General features: G+C 40.9%; 22 protein-coding genes and 1 tRNA gene. 7 read left to right on the top strand and 16 right to left on the bottom strand.

All coding sequences use genetic code 11. From position 1 onward, the window contains the following. Window positions 1-5: 5 nt before the first annotated feature. Genes FUA25_RS00345 through FUA25_RS00335 form a run of 3 tightly spaced genes read left to right on the top strand, consistent with a single transcriptional unit; the run spans window position 6 to window position 2,152 of the window. On the top strand, window positions 6-761 hold the full coding sequence (locus FUA25_RS00345; RefSeq protein ID WP_147754915.1) for a hypothetical protein: 756 nt from the start codon (window positions 6-8) through the stop codon (window positions 759-761). A 3-nt stretch (window positions 762-764) separates the two neighbouring features. Then, a complete protein-coding gene (gene recF / locus FUA25_RS00340; RefSeq protein ID WP_147754914.1) occupies window positions 765-1,859 on the top strand; it encodes a DNA replication/repair protein RecF in 1,095 nt (364 codons plus the stop codon). 2 nt (window positions 1,860-1,861) lie between these two features. Then, complete coding sequence (locus FUA25_RS00335) at window positions 1,862-2,152, top strand: hypothetical protein (RefSeq protein ID WP_147754913.1); 291 nt, start codon at window positions 1,862-1,864, stop codon at window positions 2,150-2,152. Here FUA25_RS00335 and FUA25_RS00330 read toward each other — a convergent pair. From FUA25_RS00330 to FUA25_RS00320, 3 genes are read right to left on the bottom strand one after another with little or no spacing between them, the layout of a single operon-like run. Then, complete coding sequence (locus tag FUA25_RS00330) at window positions 2,130-4,166, bottom strand: recombinase (protein WP_147754912.1); 2,037 nt, start codon at window positions 4,164-4,166, stop codon at window positions 2,130-2,132. The genes FUA25_RS00335 and FUA25_RS00330 overlap by 23 nt on opposite strands. 20 nt (window positions 4,167-4,186) lie before the next feature. After that, complete coding sequence (gene mtgA, locus FUA25_RS00325) at window positions 4,187-4,831, bottom strand: monofunctional biosynthetic peptidoglycan transglycosylase (protein ID WP_147754911.1); 645 nt, start codon at window positions 4,829-4,831, stop codon at window positions 4,187-4,189. A 38-nt stretch (window positions 4,832-4,869) separates the two neighbouring features. After that, window positions 4,870-5,916, bottom strand: coding sequence for an ABC transporter substrate-binding protein (locus FUA25_RS00320; RefSeq protein WP_147754910.1), 1,047 nt, complete (start codon window positions 5,914-5,916; stop codon window positions 4,870-4,872). Between the two features lie 45 nt (window positions 5,917-5,961). Here FUA25_RS00320 and FUA25_RS00315 point away from each other — a divergent pair. Then, window positions 5,962-6,035: transfer RNA gene (locus FUA25_RS00315), tRNA-Arg, on the top strand. Here the strand turns inward: FUA25_RS00315 and FUA25_RS00310 are convergent. Continuing rightward, window positions 6,001-7,563, bottom strand: a complete 1,563-nt coding sequence (locus FUA25_RS00310; protein ID WP_147754909.1) for a recombinase family protein — start codon at window positions 7,561-7,563, stop codon at window positions 6,001-6,003. The two genes, FUA25_RS00315 and FUA25_RS00310, sit on opposite strands and share 35 nt — an antisense overlap. A gap of 97 nt (window positions 7,564-7,660) precedes the next feature. Further along, window positions 7,661-7,876, bottom strand: coding sequence for a hypothetical protein (locus FUA25_RS00305; RefSeq protein WP_147754908.1), 216 nt, complete (start codon window positions 7,874-7,876; stop codon window positions 7,661-7,663). Between the two features lie 672 nt (window positions 7,877-8,548). Here FUA25_RS00305 and FUA25_RS13190 point away from each other — a divergent pair. From FUA25_RS13190 to FUA25_RS00295, 3 genes are all read left to right on the top strand, one after another. Beyond that, entirely contained in the window at window positions 8,549-8,734 is a 186-nt protein-coding gene (locus tag FUA25_RS13190; protein WP_185146624.1) for a hypothetical protein, read from the top strand. Then, window positions 8,719-9,792, top strand: a complete 1,074-nt coding sequence (locus FUA25_RS00300; RefSeq protein WP_147754907.1) for a DUF932 domain-containing protein — start codon at window positions 8,719-8,721, stop codon at window positions 9,790-9,792. The genes FUA25_RS13190 and FUA25_RS00300 overlap by 16 nt, the downstream gene beginning before the upstream one ends. 145 nt (window positions 9,793-9,937) lie before the next feature. Then, window positions 9,938-10,384, top strand: a complete 447-nt coding sequence (locus tag FUA25_RS00295) for a JAB domain-containing protein (protein ID WP_147754906.1) — start codon at window positions 9,938-9,940, stop codon at window positions 10,382-10,384. 253 nt (window positions 10,385-10,637) lie between these two features. Here the strand turns inward: FUA25_RS00295 and FUA25_RS00290 are convergent, their stop codons facing one another. Genes FUA25_RS00290 through FUA25_RS00240 form a run of 11 tightly spaced genes read right to left on the bottom strand, consistent with a single transcriptional unit; the run spans window position 10,638 to window position 19,572 of the window. Beyond that, window positions 10,638-11,075, bottom strand: coding sequence for a DUF3872 domain-containing protein (locus FUA25_RS00290; protein WP_147754905.1), 438 nt, complete (start codon window positions 11,073-11,075; stop codon window positions 10,638-10,640). Window positions 11,076-11,086: 11 nt separating this feature from the next. Then, complete coding sequence (locus tag FUA25_RS00285) at window positions 11,087-11,644, bottom strand: conjugal transfer protein TraO (RefSeq protein ID WP_147754904.1); 558 nt, start codon at window positions 11,642-11,644, stop codon at window positions 11,087-11,089. Window position 11,645: 1 nt separating this feature from the next. Continuing rightward, a complete protein-coding gene (gene traN / locus FUA25_RS00280; protein ID WP_147754903.1) occupies window positions 11,646-12,548 on the bottom strand; it encodes a conjugative transposon protein TraN in 903 nt (300 codons plus the stop codon). A gap of 15 nt (window positions 12,549-12,563) precedes the next feature. Then, window positions 12,564-13,853 (bottom strand): conjugative transposon protein TraM, encoded by a 1,290-nt coding sequence (traM, locus tag FUA25_RS00275; protein ID WP_147754902.1) that lies wholly within the window; start codon window positions 13,851-13,853, stop codon window positions 12,564-12,566. Further along, on the bottom strand, window positions 13,850-14,125 hold the full coding sequence (locus tag FUA25_RS00270; protein WP_147754901.1) for a hypothetical protein: 276 nt from the start codon (window positions 14,123-14,125) through the stop codon (window positions 13,850-13,852). Before FUA25_RS00270 ends, traM begins: the two co-directional genes overlap by 4 nt. A gap of 10 nt (window positions 14,126-14,135) precedes the next feature. Then, window positions 14,136-14,759 carry a conjugative transposon protein TraK gene (traK, locus tag FUA25_RS00265; RefSeq protein ID WP_147754900.1) on the bottom strand — a complete coding sequence of 208 codons (624 nt, stop codon included), beginning with the start codon at window positions 14,757-14,759 and terminating at the stop codon, window positions 14,136-14,138. Between the two features lie 12 nt (window positions 14,760-14,771). Beyond that, entirely contained in the window at window positions 14,772-15,764 is a 993-nt protein-coding gene (gene traJ / locus FUA25_RS00260) for a conjugative transposon protein TraJ (protein ID WP_147754899.1), read from the bottom strand. Between the two features lies 1 nt (window position 15,765). Beyond that, window positions 15,766-16,371, bottom strand: a complete 606-nt coding sequence (locus FUA25_RS00255; RefSeq protein ID WP_228411641.1) for a DUF4141 domain-containing protein — start codon at window positions 16,369-16,371, stop codon at window positions 15,766-15,768. 47 nt (window positions 16,372-16,418) lie between these two features. Then, window positions 16,419-18,926 (bottom strand): TraG family conjugative transposon ATPase, encoded by a 2,508-nt coding sequence (locus FUA25_RS00250; RefSeq protein ID WP_147754897.1) that lies wholly within the window; start codon window positions 18,924-18,926, stop codon window positions 16,419-16,421. Continuing rightward, a complete protein-coding gene (locus tag FUA25_RS00245; protein ID WP_147754896.1) occupies window positions 18,923-19,255 on the bottom strand; it encodes a DUF4133 domain-containing protein in 333 nt (110 codons plus the stop codon). Before FUA25_RS00245 ends, FUA25_RS00250 begins: the two co-directional genes overlap by 4 nt. Window positions 19,256-19,266: 11 nt before the next feature. Next, on the bottom strand, window positions 19,267-19,572 hold the full coding sequence (locus FUA25_RS00240; protein ID WP_147754895.1) for a DUF4134 domain-containing protein: 306 nt from the start codon (window positions 19,570-19,572) through the stop codon (window positions 19,267-19,269). Window positions 19,573-20,145: the final 573 nt, after the last annotated feature.

The following is a 20,145-nucleotide window of genomic DNA, read 5'->3' as shown; positions in this document are numbered from 1 at the left end:
CACGAATGCAGAGCCTAAATTTACTAAAAAAATATGTGATCAGCAGCCAGCTGTTTGTCTCGTTAATGGGGACCCTTTTTGCCGTATTCTTCATGCTGGAACAACACCTGTTCCGACTTCCGACAGTGGTTTTAATTTTCATCACTTTTTTCAGCGGCTATCTGTACACGAAATACCAAAGACATCGGTTTTTCAAAAAAATACTGATTTTTAATGTGGTTTGCGGCTTCTGTTCTGCTGTAATCATTTACCTCAACCATAACGAAATCCGGCTTCTGAAATGGCTTGTGATTGTAACACTGGGATTGCTTTATAATTCAGTCTTTTTGGAAAATTACATCCGTAAAGTCCCCCTTTTGAAGATTTTTTATGTTGGACTGACCTGGGCTTTGATCAATTCCTGGCTTATTTTACCCGCTTTCCATCCGGAGATTTTCCTTATCAGTCTGCTTTTTGTCACAGCATTGGTCCTTCCTTTCGATATACGCGACATGAATGACGATGATATCGTAACCTTTCCGAAATTAATCGGCGTTCAAAACACCAAATACCTGGCGTATCTGATGGTTTTTTCAGCCTGCGTTTTATCCATATTCTTTCTTAAACCTGAATTTGCCGCCGCGTTTTTCTGTACATCAGTCATTACATTCATCCTCATCTTTTTTTCAGAGAATTCCAACCGCGATTCTTATTTCTCTTTCTGGGTAGAAATGTGTTCGGGGCTTCCGTTTTTATTTCTCCTTTTATTGAAGTATTTTTGACAGATGGTTATCCAAAAACTTTCGCTGCTGAATTTCAAGAATCACCGGGAAAAATCCTTTGAATTTTCACCGCAGATAAACTGTTTCGTAGGGAACAACGGCGCCGGGAAAACCAATGTCCTGGATGGCCTTCACTACCTTTCCGTCGCAAAAAGCTTTCTGGGAAATACCGACCTGAATAACATTCGTGCTTCTGCAGATGGTGTGTCGGAAGATTTTTTCACGGTTGAAGGTCAGATCTTTGACGGGGAAAAGGAAAACATCATCAAGGTTCAGATGCCGAAAGATGCCAAAAAGATCATTAAAAAAAACGACAAACCTTACGAAAGAATTGCTGACCATATCGGATTTCTGCCAAGCGTGATCATTTCGCCATACGATTCCAATCTGATTTCCGATTCCGGGGAAAGCCGACGGAGGTTTCTGGACGCCATGATTTCCCAGACAGATTCCGAATATCTTTTCAACCTGATCCAGTACCAAAAAACCGTTCAGCAAAGGAACGCCCTGCTGAAGAGTTTTGCAAAAAACCGGTATTTTGATGCCGGGAATCTTGAAATTTACAATGAACCGCTTATCAAATTCGGGACGGCTATTTTCAGGAAAAGACTGGAATTTCTGGATGCCATTCTGCCACTGATTCAAAACTATTATGAGATCATTTCGAACGGAAATGAAGAGGTATCGGTCATTTATCATTCCGATTTAAAAGAAAATTCCTTCGGACAGCTTCTGGAAGAAAATCTGGAAAAAGACCGCATGCTTACTTATACTTCAAAAGGCATTCATAAAGACGACCTGATTTTTGAAATGAACGGCAGTTCCCTGAAAAGAACCGGCAGCCAGGGTCAGCAGAAATCATTTCTGATTGCACTTAAACTTTCCCAGATGAACAGAATCAAGGAACTCACCGGCAAAACGCCCGTTCTTTTACTCGATGATATTTTTGATAAACTCGATGACACGAGGGTTTCCCAACTGATTGAGCTCGTGAACCGTGAACATTTCGGACAGATCTTTATTACCGACACAAACAAGGAAAGAACGGAAAGTGTGGTGAGGAAAATTAATGAGGAGTCGAGAATTTTTGAGATTTAGCCATGAAAAAGAAACGAGAATACCAAAGTTCCGAACTCGTGAAATCCTTCGCCAGAATCTACGGCTTTGAGGACAAACTGCTGGCTTTTGAAGTAAAAGATTTCCTGAATGAATATCTGAATGATGCGCTTTTCAGTGAGATCGAATCAGTGAACCTGAACAAGAAGATTTTAGAAATCCGGATAAAATCTCCCTTGCTTAAAAACGATTTCAGAATGAGGAAGACCTTTTTTCTGACCAAATTCCAGGAGAAATTCGGCGCAGAGCATTTTACCGATCTTCAGATTTTGTAGCCACCGTATTTTCCACCATTTCCTTAGCACTGATGTCAAGTTCCTTAGACTGTATCGGAACAAAAAACCGAAGCGGATTTTTCATAAAATACCTGAAAATTTCTATATAAATTTCTCTCACTTCCCCCAGATTCACTTTTCTGGAGCGGAACGCCAACACCATTGAAAGACCGAAGCTCACCGCGAAATTAAAGAAACCAATAATGAAAACGGTGATAACGGGAACCCAGAAAGAATAGGCATCCACAGCAAAATCTTTTCCGTAAAATCCTAGTGCAACATTGCCCGCCGCAAAAGTAATGTGGCGGATATCCAGATCGAGTCCTAAAAAAATTCCGATGGGTCCCGTAGCGCCCAGAAAAATTCCGAACCAGAAATTCGATACAATTCCCGCCCAGTTTTTCGAATAGTAATTTGACGCCGATTTTGCAATTTTTGGTCCTAACAGCTGATTGATAAAAGGATTTTTGGCAATCCGTTTCGGAATCTGGTAAAAAACCGAATTATTCCCGACATTCCCGGATATGATCCCCGAAATAAAAAGGAAAAAACCAGCAATACAGGCATGAAATATGGCTTTGGAGTGGAACGGATCATGGTCATTTAGAAGTTTTGTGGCTTTTTCGGCGGCAAAATTCTGCTGGAAAAGCACATCCAGCCCATAAATAATGGCCAAGGCCACCGGAAAAGACCAGGCGACATTTCCGATAAACGCAATGAACTGGGATCTGAACAGTTTCGAAACCAGATGGGCAAAATCAACGTAATTTTTACGCGTATTCTGGCCTTCAGAAAGCACTTTTGCCATTGTAGCGGCTGTCATTGCCGGCTGTTTTGTCGCGAGCGTGAAGTTCATCAGATAAATCATGATGAAACCCATCGCGTAGTTAAAGGAATACAGAACCGCGTGCGAAAAATCGCTGCCGGGAATGCTTCCGTAAAAAAGTTTCAAAACCACGAGCGCTCCAACAATTACTCCGCCGCCACTAGCCTTCCAGAACATGCTGTTGTAATCCTTGAACGACGAAGTGATGTAATGCGTTCCTGTTTCCGCTGTGTGGTTCGTGATCAGGTGCGACATCAGTCGTGTACTGTCGTTCACGAGTTCAGAAATATTGTTTTTGTGCGATTTATACTCCAGAATATTGAAAACCAGCTGTTTTGATTTCGCCGGAATTTCGTCATCAGAATCCACCACCAAGAGGCTGACAATATCCGAAATTCGGTTGAGCTGCTGTCTTATTTTGAGCAGGGACTGGTTGATTTTCCCGGAAATACCATATTTAGAAGAGTTCTTAAACGCAACATTTACGAATTCCTGGCACTGATCCAGATAAATTTTAATCTGTTTGAAATGTACATTTTTGGTATCGAGGAGAAAATCAGGATTCTTCTTGTGTCCTTTGGTAAGGATATCCATTTCGTCCTGAAGTGCTAAGAACGGGTTATCGAAATTTTTATATTCCGGTGCCATGTTCACCACTTCCACATCCAGTGCATTCCCAATGACGCGCCACGCCAAAATGTTCATGGAAAAAAACAGTTCATTTCTGATATGTCGACCGGCGATCATACGGCTGATTCCCAGCAAAGCGAACAGTTCATCGAGTTCTTCCTCCGGAATGCTCTTCAGGTATTTAAGATCACCTGTAATTCTTACGAGGATATAATCCACCAGATGCCAAACGGTATTCTCGTTTTCCACCGGCGGAAGGAATTTGTTCAGGAGTCTTTTACGAAGCTCAGGGAAAAAGCCGTTTTCGGAAAGGATATTGGCTTCGGTCAGGGAAAGATTGATGGATCTGCCTTCAAATATATTGCGGAGGTAGTACGCAAAATTTTGTGTAATTTCTTCATTTTCACGGAAATAATCCAGTACTGCACTAAACTCTTCACTCTTTACAGATTGAAAAATTTCACTGAGCGGGTCCAAAGATTTGGTTTCGTTCTGAAAACTGAAATACTTTTTCAGAACAAATTTAAAATCCTCTTTATTTCTACTGAAAACTGCCATAAATTGAGGGCAAAGATAGTTTATTTAAGGCTTACGTTATTCATCTGGCGGAGAATCCAGTTGTGGCGGCTTCTCAGATATTTTGAAGGATTGTTCGGATCATATTTGCTCGGATTTGGGAGGATTGCTGCAATCCAGGCGGCCTCACTTTTGGTCAAATCCTTAGAATGTTTTCCGAAATAATATTCCGATGCGGCTTCAACTCCAAAAACCCCTCTTCCCATTTCAATGGAATTCAGGTACCGTTCCAGAATGATGTCTTTGCTCCAGACCAGTTCAATAATAAAGGTATAAACAGCTTCCAGCCCTTTTCTGATCCAGCTTCTGCCCTGCCAGAGAAACACGTTTTTGGCAGTCTGCTGGGAAATGGTGCTTCCGCCTTTCAGTTTTTTTCCTTTTTCGTTGTTTTTATAAGCCTTCTGGATCGCCTGATAATCGAATCCGTTGTGCTGAAAGAATTTCTGGTCTTCGGCAGCGATCACGGCTTTTTTTACCTGACTTCCCATTTCATCGTAGGACACATAATCCCTTTTCAGTTTACCGTATTCGAGCAGTCCGCCGATCTGGGTAATCGTGATGGGCGGATTGAAGAAAATTCCCCATATGATAAAAAGAATGTTTGCCAGGATCAGGACGGAGACTGTTTTTTTGATTTTTTTCCACATAATACGCGATAATACTTCTGCAAAAATAGAAATATTAATTATTTAAGCGCGCTCATATAGGTTAATTGGTCCCTTTTCAGAAGTTCGGGATGAAAAATTTTGATGTAATCCTTCAGAACTAGGTCGGCGCGCACCACTCCACTTTCGAAAAAATCGTTACTGCTGCCTTTTTCCTTTGCACTGACCCCATAAATTCCACCATGGTTGTAGACGTTCATGTTGGCATAATTCGGGTTGATCTGCAGCAGTTCTTTTTTACTTTGATGGTTACCGACATTCACCCAATATTCAGCATCCCGGGACTTCGAAAAAACTTCCTCGAAACTCATCGGCACCGCTTTGGAATCCGTGTTATCTGAATTGATGTAACTTCCATTAGCATCGGCGATAAAGTGCGCCAGATTTGTTCTGCCACCCGGCAAGAACCACTGATTTCCATACATTTCATTGGCCAGAACCACAGGCTTTTCTTTGGAAGTAAGCGCCAGCTTCTTTAAGGATTTGTAATTTTTTTCGATTTCCGCGTATTTTTCAGCAGCCAAATCAGCAGCCCCAAGCAGTTTTCCAAATACCAACAGGTACTTTGATTTTTCGAGAGGATCCTGCTCCAGATACTCATCCAGAAAAATAATCCGGATGCCGTTTTTCCTGATCAAATCATAGGTGTTCTCAAAGCTCGCAATATAATTCGTAAAGACCGCATCGGGCTTCAGTGCGATGATCTTTTCCACGTCGTATTTCTGTTCATTCCCGATGTTCTGAATTTTTCCGGTATTGATCAGGTCATGGATTTTTGATGAGAAAATATATTCCGGACTTGAAACTCCAATAATCTTCTGTTCCTCATGCAGCTCGGAAACATACCCGATCAGGCTTGCATTCAGCATCATGACCCTTTTAAAAGGCAGTTCGGAATGTTTGATTTTATACGTAAACTTTCCTGACTTGAGTTCCAAAAAATTTTCGGAGTCCTTCATCTGAACATTTTCAGAAATCATCTGCCAGTCCCGGGAATTGACCTTTGTCTTTTTTTCACAGCAAATGAGCATCAAAACGGCAATGATTGCTAAAATTTTCGGTTTCATCTTTCAAAGAAAACAAAAAAGTCCTATATTTGCAAACCGAAAAACGGCCTCGTGGCGCAACTGAATAGCGCATCTGATTACGGCTCAGAAGGTTACAGGTTTGAATCCTGTCGAGGTCACAAGACCGACATTTGAAGATTTTACTCTCTTATGTCGGTTTTTTTTATTTTCTAAACCGTTGTTATACTGGTAGATACATTGGGCAACAATGTTCATTTTAAGTGTTTGAAAACTTTTTCCATCAAATTCGACTTTTTTAGGAAATATCAAACACCCTATTGTCCTTTTTGTGTGTAGATCGCCCATTTTGTAAAGGTTTGAAAGATTTTCCATCGAATCTAGTGCATTTTCAATTTTTGTTTTGATATCAAGTTCTTTACTCTCAGATACGATATGTTGCAGATCTAATTCAAGTTTTTCGATCTGTGATCTTGTCGCTTTTTTGACCTCTTTATAATCTTCCTCATCCAATTTATCTTCAAGATATTTGTCTCTTGCATTGGCAACTTTTTCATTAAGCAAACTGATCTCTTTTGAAATAGACTTTCGTCTCTCCTCAATGTCGTAAGTGAAAAGCTTGTAGTTATCTAAAAGTATGCTGTGCAGTAGATCTTTAATTATTGGGTTGTAATTCAGCTTAGAAATTTCCAATTCAAAAAGTTCGTTTAATTTATCAGAGTCAAACCTAAACCCACATTTGTAGTGGCAATGGTAATAATAATAGGTTTTTGATTTTCCTTTGGCGCCGCTTGCTGTTAGATTTTTACCGCATTTAGGACATGTAAGAAGACCTCGAAGCGGAAAACGCTCATTACCCAAAACTCTGCCGCCAGGTCCTTCGGTTCTCTTCTTTTTATCCATTACCTGCTGTACTTGGTAAAAAAGTTTTGTAGTGATCAACGCTTCATGTTTGCCTTCCATGTAGTATGCTTCTTCCTGTTTATAGTCCTCAATATATATTTTTCCACAATAGACAGGGTTCCTCATGGCTCTGGCAAAAGCACTTCTTGACATCGTCAGACCTTCCCTTTTATTCATTTGAAGCCTTACATGATCGGCCGGAATATGGCCTTTGGCAACTTCATTAAAAGCAAAAATTATATTTGAAGCTTCCGGCTCTTTTAAAGCAATATACTTCTGTCCATCTTCCTGGCTTCTGTTAATATAACCATATGGAGCAATTCCCATTAGACGTCCCTCTTTTTTTGCTCTTCTCATACCATGAAAGGTATTTAACGCCCTTCTGTCATTTTCGACTTCAGGCGTGGACAGATAAATGGCCAGCATTAACTTATTTTCAGGTACAGACATATCCAAAGGCTGTTCGATGGCTTGCGGAAGAATATGATTTTTTTGCAGCAGACTGATCATCTGATAGGCATCGCCTGTATTGCGACTGAACCGGTCCCATTTAGTAAACAGAACTAAACTGCTTTTATGACTCCTTTTTTTTATTTCAATGAGATATTTTTTCCACTCCGGACGTTCAAAACTTTTCGCTGAATGGTCTTCAAAGATTACCCTGTTTACAGATATATTATTGTTTGCGCAATATCTTCGTAATCTTTCGTTCTGATCTCTTTGGGAATAACCTTTCTCCGCCTGCTCATCAGTGGAGACCCGAATGTATAAATCTGCTATAATCATAGTATTGATGATTTCGTTAAAAAATTAAAACCGACAGCATAAGAAAATTGTCGTGGAAGAAATTCATCATTCTAATATGATGCTAAAATATGAATAATCAACTTGGTGTGAAAAATTCTTTGAGTGTAAGTTGGACTATGATGTATAAAATTTGCATAATCTCTTCGGACTCCTCTTCATTAATATCGTAACCAGTCTTTTTCAATATAGCAAAAGCCTTTTCGGGCGGAATCTTCTTTAATTCGATGGACGGAATATATCGATTGATATCTACCGGTGATTTGGGTTGTTTTTTTACTTTATCATTCTTCATAATAATCTCTTTGAGAATCTTAATCTCAGCAATTGTAAGTTAAAAGGTGGGTTAATAAAAGTTTGAAAATGTCTTTAAAGGACATTAATTGGCATTGTAAACAATCAATATCAAGAAGAATTCAGAATACAAGTAAAAATTTGTGAAATTCAATATCAGTTTATGTGCTTATTGAGTCAACACCTTCTGCTGAACCATTGATCAAGTTGATTTCATTTTAGACCAAAGTTTTGAGCCCTTACTTGCTTTTCTTACTCCTAATTCAGAAACCTTCCTTGAACCAACCACAGCTATACGTCTTCAATTTTCCAATAACCAAAAGTGGCTTTTAAAAAATAGCGCTTTGGGACTATTTTCTCTCTGTAGAGCTATTACAACTCAATATAGAACTAATATTTCTCATAATAAACCGGTAAAAAGGCAGCTAAGGTAGACGTCCAGCCCCATCATTCCCAGCAAAAGACTACGGCATAAACGGTTTCCTCCCTGAAGGTACCCTCCAATTATTCCGTTTCCTTTGGCTTTCCGCATTGTCCGCCTTGATTATCTGCTTTCTTTTTTCCGGTTTTTCTTTTGAAAAATATTCAGCGAAGCCTGAAAGGCTTTAAAGGGATGGGTCGGAGAAGAGATGGTGAAATAATTATAATGTACAATCTTTAAAAATCAACGGTTATGAAAATTATCGGAAGACTGACAGGGGATGCGGAAGTACGCAACTTGCCAAATGAAAAAAAACAGTCCATTTCCCAATTACTACGAAGGGCAATTATCGCAACAAACAAGGCGAACGAATCGGATAGACATCCTATTCTAAAAAAATTAACAATTAAAATATTAGCATCATGGCACACAATTTAAATTTCAACAACAGAACAGGAAAATATTCATTTTTTAGTGTAAAGGAAAAAGCATGGCACAACTTGGGACAGGTCGTACAGGAATACCCGACAAGCGAAGAAGCAATAAAATTTGCAGGACTTGATTACGAAGTGGAAAAATCCGCATTATTTACCAAAGGTTCCGGAATCATTGAAAACAAAGACGGTTTAATTATTACAGACTCAGAATTGGAAGTACCTGATTATTTCGCCAATATCCGAACTGATAATAATATCGTCTTAGGTGTCGTAGGAAAGGACTATCAAATTATTCAAAACCGTGAAGCCTTTTCATTTTTTGATTCTATTGTAGGCAGTGGAAATGGCATCTTATACGAGACCGCAGGCGCTTTAGGAAATGGGGAACGAATCTTTATTACGGCAAAACTGCCTGATTACATCCGTGTAGGTAATGGTGATGACATCACCGAAAAATACATTTTTCTGACCACCTCCCACGATGGCAGCGGAAGCATTACAGCAGCATTTACACCTGTGAGAATCGTCTGTCAGAACACGCTAAATGCATCATTGAAAAACATGAGTAATGTTGTTAGAATCAGACATACGGCAGGTGCTAAACAACGTTTGGAAAACGCTCATAAAGTCATGGGACTGGCTAATAATCTGAGTATAGAATTGGAAGCCAGGTTTAACCACTGGGCAAAGATCAATGTGACTGATATCGAAGTGAAAAAACTGATTCAGTTATCACTTTGCCCAAATAAAGAAACACTGAAACAGCTACAGAAGGGAAATACAGATGATCTTTCCACAGTGTTTAAAAATACCGTTGAAGATGCATTTGCATATGCAATGATCAGCGAAAACCAACAAATGGAAACGACGAAAGGAACTTTATTTGGAGCCTACAATGCCGTATCCGGTTATTTTCAAAATGTCAGAAGCTATAAAAACAATGAAGCCAAATTACAGTCCATTGTTCTAGGCGGGACTGCTCAACTTAAGTCTCAAAAAGCCTTTGAACTTTGCACCTCATTTGAAAAAACAGGTCTTGACGCTTTCAGTCTGAATTAATAAAGGCAACCGCATTAGTGCGGCTGCCTTACTTGAAGATTACAGTCCTATAACACCTAGATTAATTATTACTAAATCCGCAACATTATCAATTTTAATTTAAATACGGGAAATTCAAGTCTCTGCCGTATATAGAGCAACCATTATGAAATTTAATATCGTCAATGAAATAAAATTAAGCTACACCAGAAGAGGAAATTCTGAACTGGTAATATCAAAGTCAATCGACGCGTTCAACATTTTTTTCGAGCATTTTGATTCTTCAGAGATAGACTACCGCGAATCTTTCTATGCCTTGTATCTAAATCAGGCTCATAAGGTTTTAGGTATTAGAAAAATTTCCGAATGCGGAATCAGTTCTGCACTGGTTGATGTAAGAATTATTCTGCAGGCTGCATTATTGTGCAATGCATCCGCCGTGATCATTGCACACAATCATCCTTCAGGCAATCTGAAACCCTCTGATGAAGATCTGAAATTAACAGCAAAGGTCAAAGCCGCCTCCAAACTTTTGGATATCTCTTTATTAGATCATTGCATCATTACATCATCCGCTTATCTTTCCTTTGCGGATGAAGGCCTATTGAATTAAAAAACAGAAATGAGGACAGCAGAATATGCAGTCCTCATTTTTAAAATTTCGGGCGAAAAGACAATTCCTCCCGACGGTCGGAAACGTCCTTTCGCAGATTAAAATGATACAACTCCTATGATCATCCTGGCTTCAGCCTTCTGCATCATAAAAGTTGTGAGTTACTGCATATTTAATATTAAATTAAACAGATATTCTGAAAATTGCTCTGTCATTACACGTCTTTGTCCCGTCAGAAAACAAACGGGTATTCCTAAGGCGCATTTTCAAATTCAAATTCCACCTTTCTTTCATTGCCCAAATTATCTTTGATCCAAATGGTAAATTGATGGGATTCAGAAGACGCCGAAGTATAGTAAAGCCTGAAAACTTTATCAGGGAGCGGATATTCATCATTAGGGAGATAAGGTGAATCGTTATAATGTTGAAGTTTACCGTTTCCCTCGTACTGGAAATACCGAATGCTGTAGGTTGTGCCGCTAAAGTTTGAAGCCGTCAAAAGTGATATGCGGATTTCTACGGTCTCATCCTCTTGTATTTTAGCAGGCACAGGCATCACCGATACTTCAAAGGGAAAATTCTGCTGAATTTCCAGATAGTTGTCCTGACAGGAATTAAATACAAGACTGATTAAAATTGCCAGACTATACTTGAATGCTATCAGGAATTTTGTGTTGATTGGATTTTTCATGACCATCGTTTTTAAAAATTAAACCTTACTCCACAGCCGAATAATGAATAAAATCCCCCAGGCTGGCTGTTATGTAGGAATCGCAGCTGTCCGTTCACTAAAAACACCAGATGTTCTGACAGGTAACTTTCTATCGAAAGCTTTCCAGATCCACCATAGATAAATTGCCGGGCTGAATTAATCACAGCACTATCACTGAGGGTTTTCACACCCGCGTTCACCTCCTCATAACCGACAACTCCGCCTAAACCTATATTAAAATTGACATTCCTCATAGCATCTCCCCAAAGATATACGCTGTAACCTCCATTAAACAGATAGATATCAATTGGAATATCAACATTCGTATATTCGTAATACTTTCTGCTGTACTCTGCCAGGCAGAAAAAGTAATTTCCTTTTTTTGCGTAAGAAATGAGTCCTGCGCTGACCGCATAATTTTGTTTTTCCGGAGATTGTGGAAATACTGAATAGGCCAGTTCAAGACCCTTCTGTTTCGGGATCATCTGCTGAGCCTGCAGTTTCATGCTTATTGTAAATAAAATCATTAATGAAAATATCCTGTTCATCTTATTTAGATTTTATGGTTAAATTGCTGATCATTCTGGCATTGATAAGGTCTGCATTTTCAAGCTGAACTTTTTGGTGCCTGCCTCCATTCTTCTCAAGAATTTCAATTTCTAAAGCCTGATCTTTCAACAGGGTAAACTGATCGAGTAAGTAGACCGCCCGCATATTGGAATGATGGTTTGCGGTCATCACCGGATTATAGATTCGAACCGGTTTTAAGAGCTTATCCTGAACGACTGTTCTTTTAAGATTTTTTTTGTCCACAATCCTGAAATTCACCAGATCTACATCAAACGCTATGTTGCTGCTGTTGTCGATCTGTAAAGTAAAATAGAATTTACTGTCATTCACATGAAGCGCCCGAACTGAAAAAAGAATCCCTAAGCTCCTTGAAGAAATATGTCTGATTGTTTTTTTGCTTTTTTCATACAGGTTTTCCATAATGAGTGCCGTCAGGGAAGACGAACTTCCCTTTAGATCCTCAAACAAAACATCAGGAGAAAACTGCCGCTCGCCTGCTCTCTGCAGCTTCAGCAGATCGTAATTCAGTACTTCCGGATAAGGACTGTAAAAAACATCGAAATTGTAAAATTTACCATCCTCTGTAATTACAGAAAAATTAGTTTCCTCTTCGAAATCTCTTACTGCCGACTTGATCCGCAGAACATTTCCGATAGGTTCCGCCTTATTGGCGACCAAAAGATCGCTTCCAAGGTCAACGTATCTGATGGGCGAAGGAAACATCAGATGGGTGGTCTTACTGTACGTGACCTGCATTTTATATGGATCTACCCTTGCCTCTTCAAGCGGAAGGTTGACCGATGCAGAATCCTGCGAAAATGACCTGGTCGCGACCAGCAGAAACAGGATTATAAAAATTGAGGAACTTTTTATTTTGTTCATTATTTTAATTTTTTATTAATTGCTTTTTGGTAAAAGAAACAGCTGGTGACCAGCCTTAACATTAACTTTCGGTTGTCTGACCCTCTTTTGGAAATAGCCTGACAAACCCTGCACAACACCCCTGCTCAGATCCGAAGCGATTTGCTGACCTGCTGACTGGTTCATCATGATATTGGTTCCTGAACTTTGACTCATATTGCCCACAATATCTGTTAAGGCGTTTTGCTCCGGTGAATACGGAACATATAGGCCAGGCTGACCGTCATTATCATGAATATTGATCTCTACAGGATAGATACTGCCGCGATATTCAATGGATGAAATCTTCAACTGAAGTCTCCCCCCCTGAAATTTACCTGATGCTTTTAGTGTGGTTCCGGCCGGAATTTCAACGGTACCCACCACCATACTTTCCACTAATCTGACGGATAATGTCCCATCATTGGTCATGGTCTTTGATTCCTGTACAATACCTCTGACCGCATTTTTGGGCTGACCGGTCATTTCCCTGCCATTATTCTGGCTGCTAAAAAAACGTTTACCGTATAGGCCAGCCAGAAAGACGCTGTCGGATGGCTCCCTGTATAAAGTTGTTACAATACTCTGACGCGCAGGTCTTGCAGGGGTAAGCACAGCTTTGCTTTCAGCTGACTGTTTTAATTCCCGGTCTTTTGATGCAGATTCCTCCTGCTTATTAGTCGTTGGAAGATATTTGGCAGCCATTTGATAGGACTTTTCCATCAGTTCAAGCTGATCATTCACTCCAAGGCCGGGCGGAACATCTTTGTTCTGTACCGCTTCATTCTTCAGTCTTGTAATCTCTTTCCTGAGGTTATTCACCTCCTGCTCATCCCGTCCATAAAAAGAGCTCAGGGTTTGCTGCGCTTGCCGATAGCTGTTCACTGCATTCTGATCAGATGGAGATTGTATACCCTGCTTACCTTCCAATGGCGTTGGACCGGAACTTTCAGGGCCGTTCCAGTAATCGGCCAGTGAGGTGATGGCATTCTTTTGTTCTTCAGTCTTTTGTTCCAGCAGTTGCTCCTCATAGGCTTTCTGCTTGTCTGACTGCAGCTTGTTCTCTTTTGCCTGTGGAATTCCTGCATTGAACCCTGACTCTTCAATGATCTGATGATCCATTGGCTTAAATATGAGATAGAGACAACCTGCACATACAATTGCCATCAAACAGTAAATGACTGGTTTCTTCAGCTTTTCCCAGTGGAATCTGTGTAAACCTTCTGAACTGTTTTGTGGTGCCGGCGATTCACCTTCAGTGACCTTGATTTTATCTGTATCTCTCATGGATTCGTTTTTTTGACGGTTGATTTGACAGTGGCCTTTGCCGTTTCTTTCGCTGCAGGTTGATCTGAAATGGCACTGATGTGTCCGATGAACATGGTGTTTTGCTTATCTGCAGTGGAGATCCATATGCTGATGACCACCAGTACCGTAAGAACAGCGTAACCAGCAAAAAAGAGCTTGGTGAATAACCGCTGTCTTCCTGACGGCAAAGCGTTCCATCTTCTTTCCAGATGTATCACCTGATCTTCGATTTTATCTCTTATCTTTTTCATTGTTTTTATTTTAACGTTCAACCGTTTCGACGTCTTTGTTTTCAGTGACGTTGAATTTTTCAATGGTAAATCCCTGAGGATTGCTGTCTGACCGTACAGAATTGACGAGTGTACAGGTGGTGATCAAGCTTCTCACCGTAAGGTTGCTTGACCTGATAATAAACTGCCTTCCATAGGTTCTGACCGGGTAAGGGTAAGTATTGAAGTCGGCGACGACACTGTCGACCTCGATCCTCTGTTGGATGTTACCTGAAATGATCCTGTTGTAATATCCTTTCTCCTGCAGATCTTTGTAATAATCAAAAGCTGACTGATCGGCAAGATTAAATGCTCTTTTCACATTGCTTTCGATCGCATTCTTATCCGGTGCCACCGTAAAGAGCAATTCATGAAAACGCCTAACGTGCTCCCTGGCCTCGACCGGCCGGTTGATTGCTATGTCTTGTGACAGCGCTACCATCAGCGATTTGCCATTATCCAGTACATAGATTTTCTGGCGCTGTTCTTCGGCAAATTCGTAGGACTTGTACACCACAACTCCCACCACTGCAAAGCACAGCACTGCAAAAACAAAGGTGAACAGACGGATCTGCTTAAAGCTGTTCTCAATATTTCTTAAAGTTTTAAATTCCATAGGATTGTAATTTTATTTTAATAATCTTCCTGAGATATTGCCTGTTGCCGAACCGGCTGCTGCGCCTGCGATATTTCCTGACTTGGTGGCGGTCTGGTTGACGTTGCGGATGAAGTTCCCGGCCCCTCCCGCCTGAATGACCCATCCTGTAACGGTGGGAACTGTAAAGTACCCTATGATCCCGATTACCATATAAATGATATACACCGTATTGGAGGTATCGGGAATGAAGTTGGGATCCGCCAGCATTTCAATGTCCCGTTCCAGGATGAGCGATTGTATTTTTGCTAAAATGGAACTGAAAATATCCGCGACGGGTAACCACAAGTAGACACTGATGTATCGGGTCAGCCATTGGGTGAGCGTGGTCTGAAATCCATCCCAGACTGAAATGGCAAATGCAATGGGTCCCAATATCGAAAGTACAATAAGAAAGAAGGTTCGGATCGTATCAATGACCAGGGCAGCAGATTGGAACAGAATCTCCAGAAACTCACGGAAGCCGTCCCTGATCTGCTTCTTGACATCAAACATCTCTCTTTCGATATACATTCCCGACATGGTGACCAAATCTGATGGTGACCACCCCAGCTCTTCAAGTTTTTTGTCAAATTCTTCATCCGATACCAGATATGCCATTTCTGGATTCCGCAGCATCGCTTCCCTTTCCAACAAATCCTTTTTCTCCTGCAGATCATTCAGATCCAATACCTGATCCTCCAGCATCGAATGGCTTCCCTGGACAATTGGACTTAATACGCCATTGATACTCCCTAATACCAGTGTTGAAAAAAACATAATGCAGATGCCGATTGCAAAAGGTCTGAGCATCGGATACAGATCAATCGGTTCAGCGCGGCTCAGAGACTGCCACACCTTAATAGCCACATAAAACAATGCTCCCAAGCCAGCTACGCCCTTTGCAACAGCGGCCATATCGGCGCATAAAGGCATCATCTCATCGTAAACAGAACGAAGTACCTCGTGTAAATTGTTCGGTTCCATCTTACCAGTATTTTTGGTTTGAGGTTCCGTACAGATCCAACACCCTTTTCGTATTGTTCTGTTTTTTTGCCCTCAGGTAGCTGACAGAAATATTTTTGTTCGTGTAATACCGTACCAGATTATGGTAATCTTTGACCTCTTTGTAAACCCTGTCAATCACGTCCATCCGTTCCTTATCGTTTAAAGACAGCCCATTGGCTGTAATAATTTCCTTCAGTTCTTTCAGCAGTTCCGTGCTTTCAGTAAGCAATGCCGAATACCCGTTCGCAATCGCCGTAAGCTCCTGAGCGTTGAAGTTGGGATCGTTGAGCATTTTGCTGAAATTAGTGACATAGATTTCGGAAACGTCTCCAACAAGTAAAACCGTCTGCTGTACTTTTCGGGCATCTTTCACCAGACTGTTGATCGCTTTGAGTTTGTCATAATATTCCTTGCCCTGCTCATAAACTTTCTTGACCTCATTGAAGTTTTTGACGACATTAGAAACCGTAGAGGAGGTCTGTACAATCTCATTGGCGGAATTAAGGATTCCCGATGCCAGGTTACCGGGATCGGTTACGACGAACTGTGCTTTTGCACAGGTTGTGGTAGCGATAAACACCACCATTGCTGCTTTAATGATTAAATTTTTCATTGTTGTAAATTTTAAATGATTTAATTTTCTTTGTTGGTTTTGATTTTCCTGAGAGCGATCTTCCTGATGGCATGTTCTACATTACCATCCAGTTCAGAGGCCAGATTCATTACTTCAATTTTCTCTGTCTCTTCAGTGGTATAAGCTAAATATTCTTCTGTTGAAACTTCAGTCGCATACACCGCAGAGTGCGTTCCGCCCAGTCCGATCCAAACCTCCTTATAGAGTCTCTTCGGATCATTATTCATATTGATGGAAAGTACCTGCGCTTTTTCTTTATCGGTCAAACCGAGCATTGTCTGAATATCATCGAATTTGTTCATGTACTTGCGCTGGTCAAGAAGGATCTTGCAGTCTGAATTGTTGATGATGCTTTCCTTGACAACCGGTGACTGAATGATGTCATCTACTTCCTGCGTGACCACGATCGCCTCCCCAAAGAATTTCCTGACCGTTTTGAACAGATATTTAATATACTCAGCCATACCTTCCTTGGCAATGGCTTTCCACGCTTCTTCAATGAGGATCAGTTTTCGGATGCCCTTCAATCGGCGCATCTTGTTGATGAAAACTTCCATAATGATGATCGTGACAATGGGAAACAGTATCTTATGATCTTTGATTGCATCGATCTCAAAAACGATGAAACGCTTGGACAGAAGATCGAGCTGCTTCTCAGAATTGAGCAGGTAGTCATATTCCCCACCTTTGTAGTAAGGTTCCAGTACGTTGAGGAAATTGGCAACATCAAAATCCTTTTCCCTTACCTGTTTTTCTTGCAATATCTTACGGTAGTCGTCCTTTACATAATCATAGAACCCATTGAATGAAGGATGCTGATGAGAAGACTTGATCTTTTCAATGTATCCACTCACGGCATTGGACAGGGCAACTTCCTCTGAACGGGCAGGCGGCTCATCATCCCTTTTCCATAAAGTGAGGATCAGCGTTTTGATGCTTTCTCTTTTTTCAATATCAAAGATTCCGTCATCGGTATAGAAGGGATTAAAGGCAATGGGGTTGTCCTCAGTATAAGTGAAATAGACACCATCCTCCCCTTTTGTCCTGCCTTTGATCAGTTCGCACAAACCCTGATAGGAGTTTCCGGTATCGATCAGCAGCACGTGAGCTCCCTGCTCATAATACTGTCTTACCATGTGGTTGGTGAAAAATGATTTTCCGCTGCCCGATGGTCCCAAAATAAACTTGTTCCGGTTGGTGATAATGCCCTGTTTCATCGGCAGGTCAGAGATATCCAAGTGAATCGGTTTCCCGGTCAGCCGGTCAGCCATTTTGATTCCGAAAGGTGAAGGAGAATCCTTATAGTTGGTTTCTTCAGTGAAAAAGCACAATGCGGGCTCGATGAAGGTGTAAAAACTTTCCTCGCTGGGAAAATCACCGGCATTACCGGGTATGCCCGCCCAGTAGAGAGTAGCAGTGTCCGTCGTGTTGTGACGGGGCTTGCATTCCATTAACGACAAAGCACTTCCGGTATCATTCTTCAGCTGCTTTAACTCTGATGGATGATCCGACCATGTCATCACATTGAAATGGGCACGGATGGACTGGAGGCCGTACGAATGCGCTTCGTTAAGGTACTTTTCGATCCACTCCCTGTTGATCTGATTGGCCCGGCTGTATCTTGCCAGCGAGTTCATATTCCTTGCGGATTTCTCAAACTTTTCCAGATTGGCTTCGCTGTTATCCAGAAACAAATATTGGTTGTAAATGTGGTTACAGCTCAAGAGGAGTCCTACCGGAGAAGCAAAAGACAGCAGGCAATCACTCCTGTCAGTGCTTAATTTTTCATATCTGCTGTGTGATGCAACAGTGCCGGGCAAGTCTTCGGTATCGGATAAGGTGTGCATAATTAAGCGGTTGTTGCCGATTCTCATTTCCTCAGGCCCCAGCCTGATGTCCTGTAAAGACGGATTCACCTCTCTTGACAAAGTAAGATACTGTTCGAGCAGGCCGGAATGCGCTGCAGTTCCCGAAATCTCATTCTCAGTCATCCTTTCCAATTGGACGTAACCACTGTCATTCATAATTCTTTCGAACTGATCAACAGACTCCATAAATCGGGCGACAGCTTCTTTGTCCTTAAGCTCCTTTGGGATCAGTCTGCCTTTGCAAAGTGATGAAAAGTTGCTCTGCATCCGCATCCTTTCTTTGCTCGTCTTCGTAATGAAAAGGTAACAGTAGTGATTTAAGAAAGGGCGCTCATTGAAATGGCGTTCAAAGGATTTAGAAAGAAAGCTCTGGTCTTCCCTGGAAAGATCAGGACTGTAGTTTTCTTTGATATACCAATCCTGCTTATGAATGACCGAATAATCAGGCAGCGTTTTGATTGCTTTGAACCAGGAAGAATGAATCGCTTCATACTCTGCTGAAGCCACTGTAAAAAGTTCGGGAAGCCTTACCTTGAAGCAAACCGTCACATCCGCATCTTTTGAAATGATGCAGCCATTTTCTATCGCAAGCAGTGGAAATTTACGCTCCAGTGTTGCTGACTTGGAGGTATTTCTCATACTGAAGCTTTTTGACGGTTACTTTTCAGGTAGCGATAGATGCATTTTCGGCTGATGATATAACGGGGATGCTTTTTTTGAGCGCCCAATTTCATCAGACCGTGTTCTCCATACTTGCCGTTCAGTGAAAAGGTCTGCCAGATGAGCACACTGCTGCTTATTACTCCAAGGGACAGACAGATGTAAGTATTAACTCCTGCCATATAAAGGATCATCACGAACACTAGCAGCCCAAGCAAACCTCCTGCAAAAATGAACAGATATTGCGCCTTCAATCCCTTAAATTCCACCGTTTTCCCGATACCTTTGTTGATATTGTAGTTTTTCATAAGACAAAGGTTTAAAGGAAGAATGAACGCAGGATGGTAGCGGCTACAATCAGGAAGATACACGCACCAAACCAGCTTGCCGCCGTTTTGCTGGTGTCGGGATCTCCGTTACTGAATTTGTTATACACCTTAACCCCTCCGATTAGACCCACTACGGCACCGATCGCATAAATCAATTGCGTGGCGGGATCAAAATAAGAGGTGACCATTTGGGTGGCCTCGTTAATACCTGCCGAGCCATTTCCCTGTGCATAGACACCTGTTACTGCTATAAAGCTTAAACCTAATAACAGTAGTTTTTTTCTTTGTTTTTTCATATTGAAACACTTTAGATGTTCTCTTTAACCCACACCTTGTGGGCTTTCGCGACAAAGGTGTTTCAGAAATGGAGGCGTTATGAAAAATTGGTATTTAAGGGAACTGTTTGGCTGTTAAATGGCGATAAAATCAGGCAATTCACAACTGATCAGTTTATATGGGAATGTTGGTGATATATCGGTAAAAAGGCGGAACTGACGGAATGGGGACAAGCTGTGGCCAAAGAACTGTCACAGTACATTCAAAGCAATGAACCTGATATCAAGGATTTTTCGAATATGAATCAAATGGAGATTGAAGCAAGTGTAAGACCCCTACAAGGAAATTATAAAATCTCAACACTGTTGAGAGAACGAATACGAATACTATAAGTACCTCTAAGGAGGGCTGTGCTTTCCTTTTTTTTTATTTTTACACGTAACATGTAATTCTTTTTTTAATAATCCAAAATTTATTTTCTTATGTATGAAATTTAACGCGTAAGTGACAATATATAATATTAATGAATGAAATTTCATACGTAATATATTCTATAATTCTTTTTGTACATTTGTATGGTATTTGATTCATTA

Source organism: Chryseobacterium sp., from assembly GCF_008014695.1.
Classification (GTDB): Bacteria; Bacteroidota; Bacteroidia; order Flavobacteriales; family Weeksellaceae; genus Kaistella.
Note: the sequence above shows the minus strand (reverse complement) of the source record. Positions and strands in the feature narration are given on the sequence as shown.

What these genes read in the sequence shown, in the direction of transcription:
- FUA25_RS00300 (WP_147754907.1), top strand. Translation starts at nt 8,719, where the DNA reads ATGGCACACAATTTAAATTTCAACAACAGAACAGGAAAATATTCATTT.
- FUA25_RS00345 (WP_147754915.1), top strand. Translation starts at nt 6, where the DNA reads ATGCAGAGCCTAAATTTACTAAAAAAATATGTGATCAGCAGCCAGCTG.
- traK (WP_147754900.1), bottom strand. Translation starts at nt 14,759, where the DNA reads ATGGAATTTAAAACTTTAAGAAATATTGAGAACAGCTTTAAGCAGATC.
- FUA25_RS00290 (WP_147754905.1), bottom strand. Translation starts at nt 11,075, where the DNA reads ATGAAAAATCCAATCAACACAAAATTCCTGATAGCATTCAAGTATAGT.
- recF (WP_147754914.1), top strand. Translation starts at nt 765, where the DNA reads ATGGTTATCCAAAAACTTTCGCTGCTGAATTTCAAGAATCACCGGGAA.
- FUA25_RS00335 (WP_147754913.1), top strand. Translation starts at nt 1,862, where the DNA reads ATGAAAAAGAAACGAGAATACCAAAGTTCCGAACTCGTGAAATCCTTC.
- FUA25_RS00245 (WP_147754896.1), bottom strand. Translation starts at nt 19,255, where the DNA reads ATGAAAAACTACAATATCAACAAAGGTATCGGGAAAACGGTGGAATTT.
- FUA25_RS00305 (WP_147754908.1), bottom strand. Translation starts at nt 7,876, where the DNA reads ATGAAGAATGATAAAGTAAAAAAACAACCCAAATCACCGGTAGATATC.
- traJ (WP_147754899.1), bottom strand. Translation starts at nt 15,764, where the DNA reads ATGGAACCGAACAATTTACACGAGGTACTTCGTTCTGTTTACGATGAG.
- traN (WP_147754903.1), bottom strand. Translation starts at nt 12,548, where the DNA reads ATGAACAAAATAAAAAGTTCCTCAATTTTTATAATCCTGTTTCTGCTG.
- FUA25_RS00270 (WP_147754901.1), bottom strand. Translation starts at nt 14,125, where the DNA reads ATGAAAAAGATAAGAGATAAAATCGAAGATCAGGTGATACATCTGGAA.
- FUA25_RS00250 (WP_147754897.1), bottom strand. Translation starts at nt 18,926, where the DNA reads ATGAGAAATACCTCCAAGTCAGCAACACTGGAGCGTAAATTTCCACTG.
- mtgA (WP_147754911.1), bottom strand. Translation starts at nt 4,831, where the DNA reads ATGTGGAAAAAAATCAAAAAAACAGTCTCCGTCCTGATCCTGGCAAAC.
- FUA25_RS00240 (WP_147754895.1), bottom strand. Translation starts at nt 19,572, where the DNA reads ATGAAAAAACAAAGAAAAAAACTACTGTTATTAGGTTTAAGCTTTATA.
- traM (WP_147754902.1), bottom strand. Translation starts at nt 13,853, where the DNA reads ATGAGAGATACAGATAAAATCAAGGTCACTGAAGGTGAATCGCCGGCA.
- FUA25_RS00285 (WP_147754904.1), bottom strand. Translation starts at nt 11,644, where the DNA reads ATGAACAGGATATTTTCATTAATGATTTTATTTACAATAAGCATGAAA.
- FUA25_RS00255 (WP_228411641.1), bottom strand. Translation starts at nt 16,371, where the DNA reads ATGGTGGTGTTTATCGCTACCACAACCTGTGCAAAAGCACAGTTCGTC.
- FUA25_RS00320 (WP_147754910.1), bottom strand. Translation starts at nt 5,916, where the DNA reads ATGAAACCGAAAATTTTAGCAATCATTGCCGTTTTGATGCTCATTTGC.
- FUA25_RS13190 (WP_185146624.1), top strand. Translation starts at nt 8,549, where the DNA reads ATGAAAATTATCGGAAGACTGACAGGGGATGCGGAAGTACGCAACTTG.
- FUA25_RS00330 (WP_147754912.1), bottom strand. Translation starts at nt 4,166, where the DNA reads ATGGCAGTTTTCAGTAGAAATAAAGAGGATTTTAAATTTGTTCTGAAA.
- FUA25_RS00295 (WP_147754906.1), top strand. Translation starts at nt 9,938, where the DNA reads ATGAAATTTAATATCGTCAATGAAATAAAATTAAGCTACACCAGAAGA.
- FUA25_RS00310 (WP_147754909.1), bottom strand. Translation starts at nt 7,563, where the DNA reads ATGATTATAGCAGATTTATACATTCGGGTCTCCACTGATGAGCAGGCG.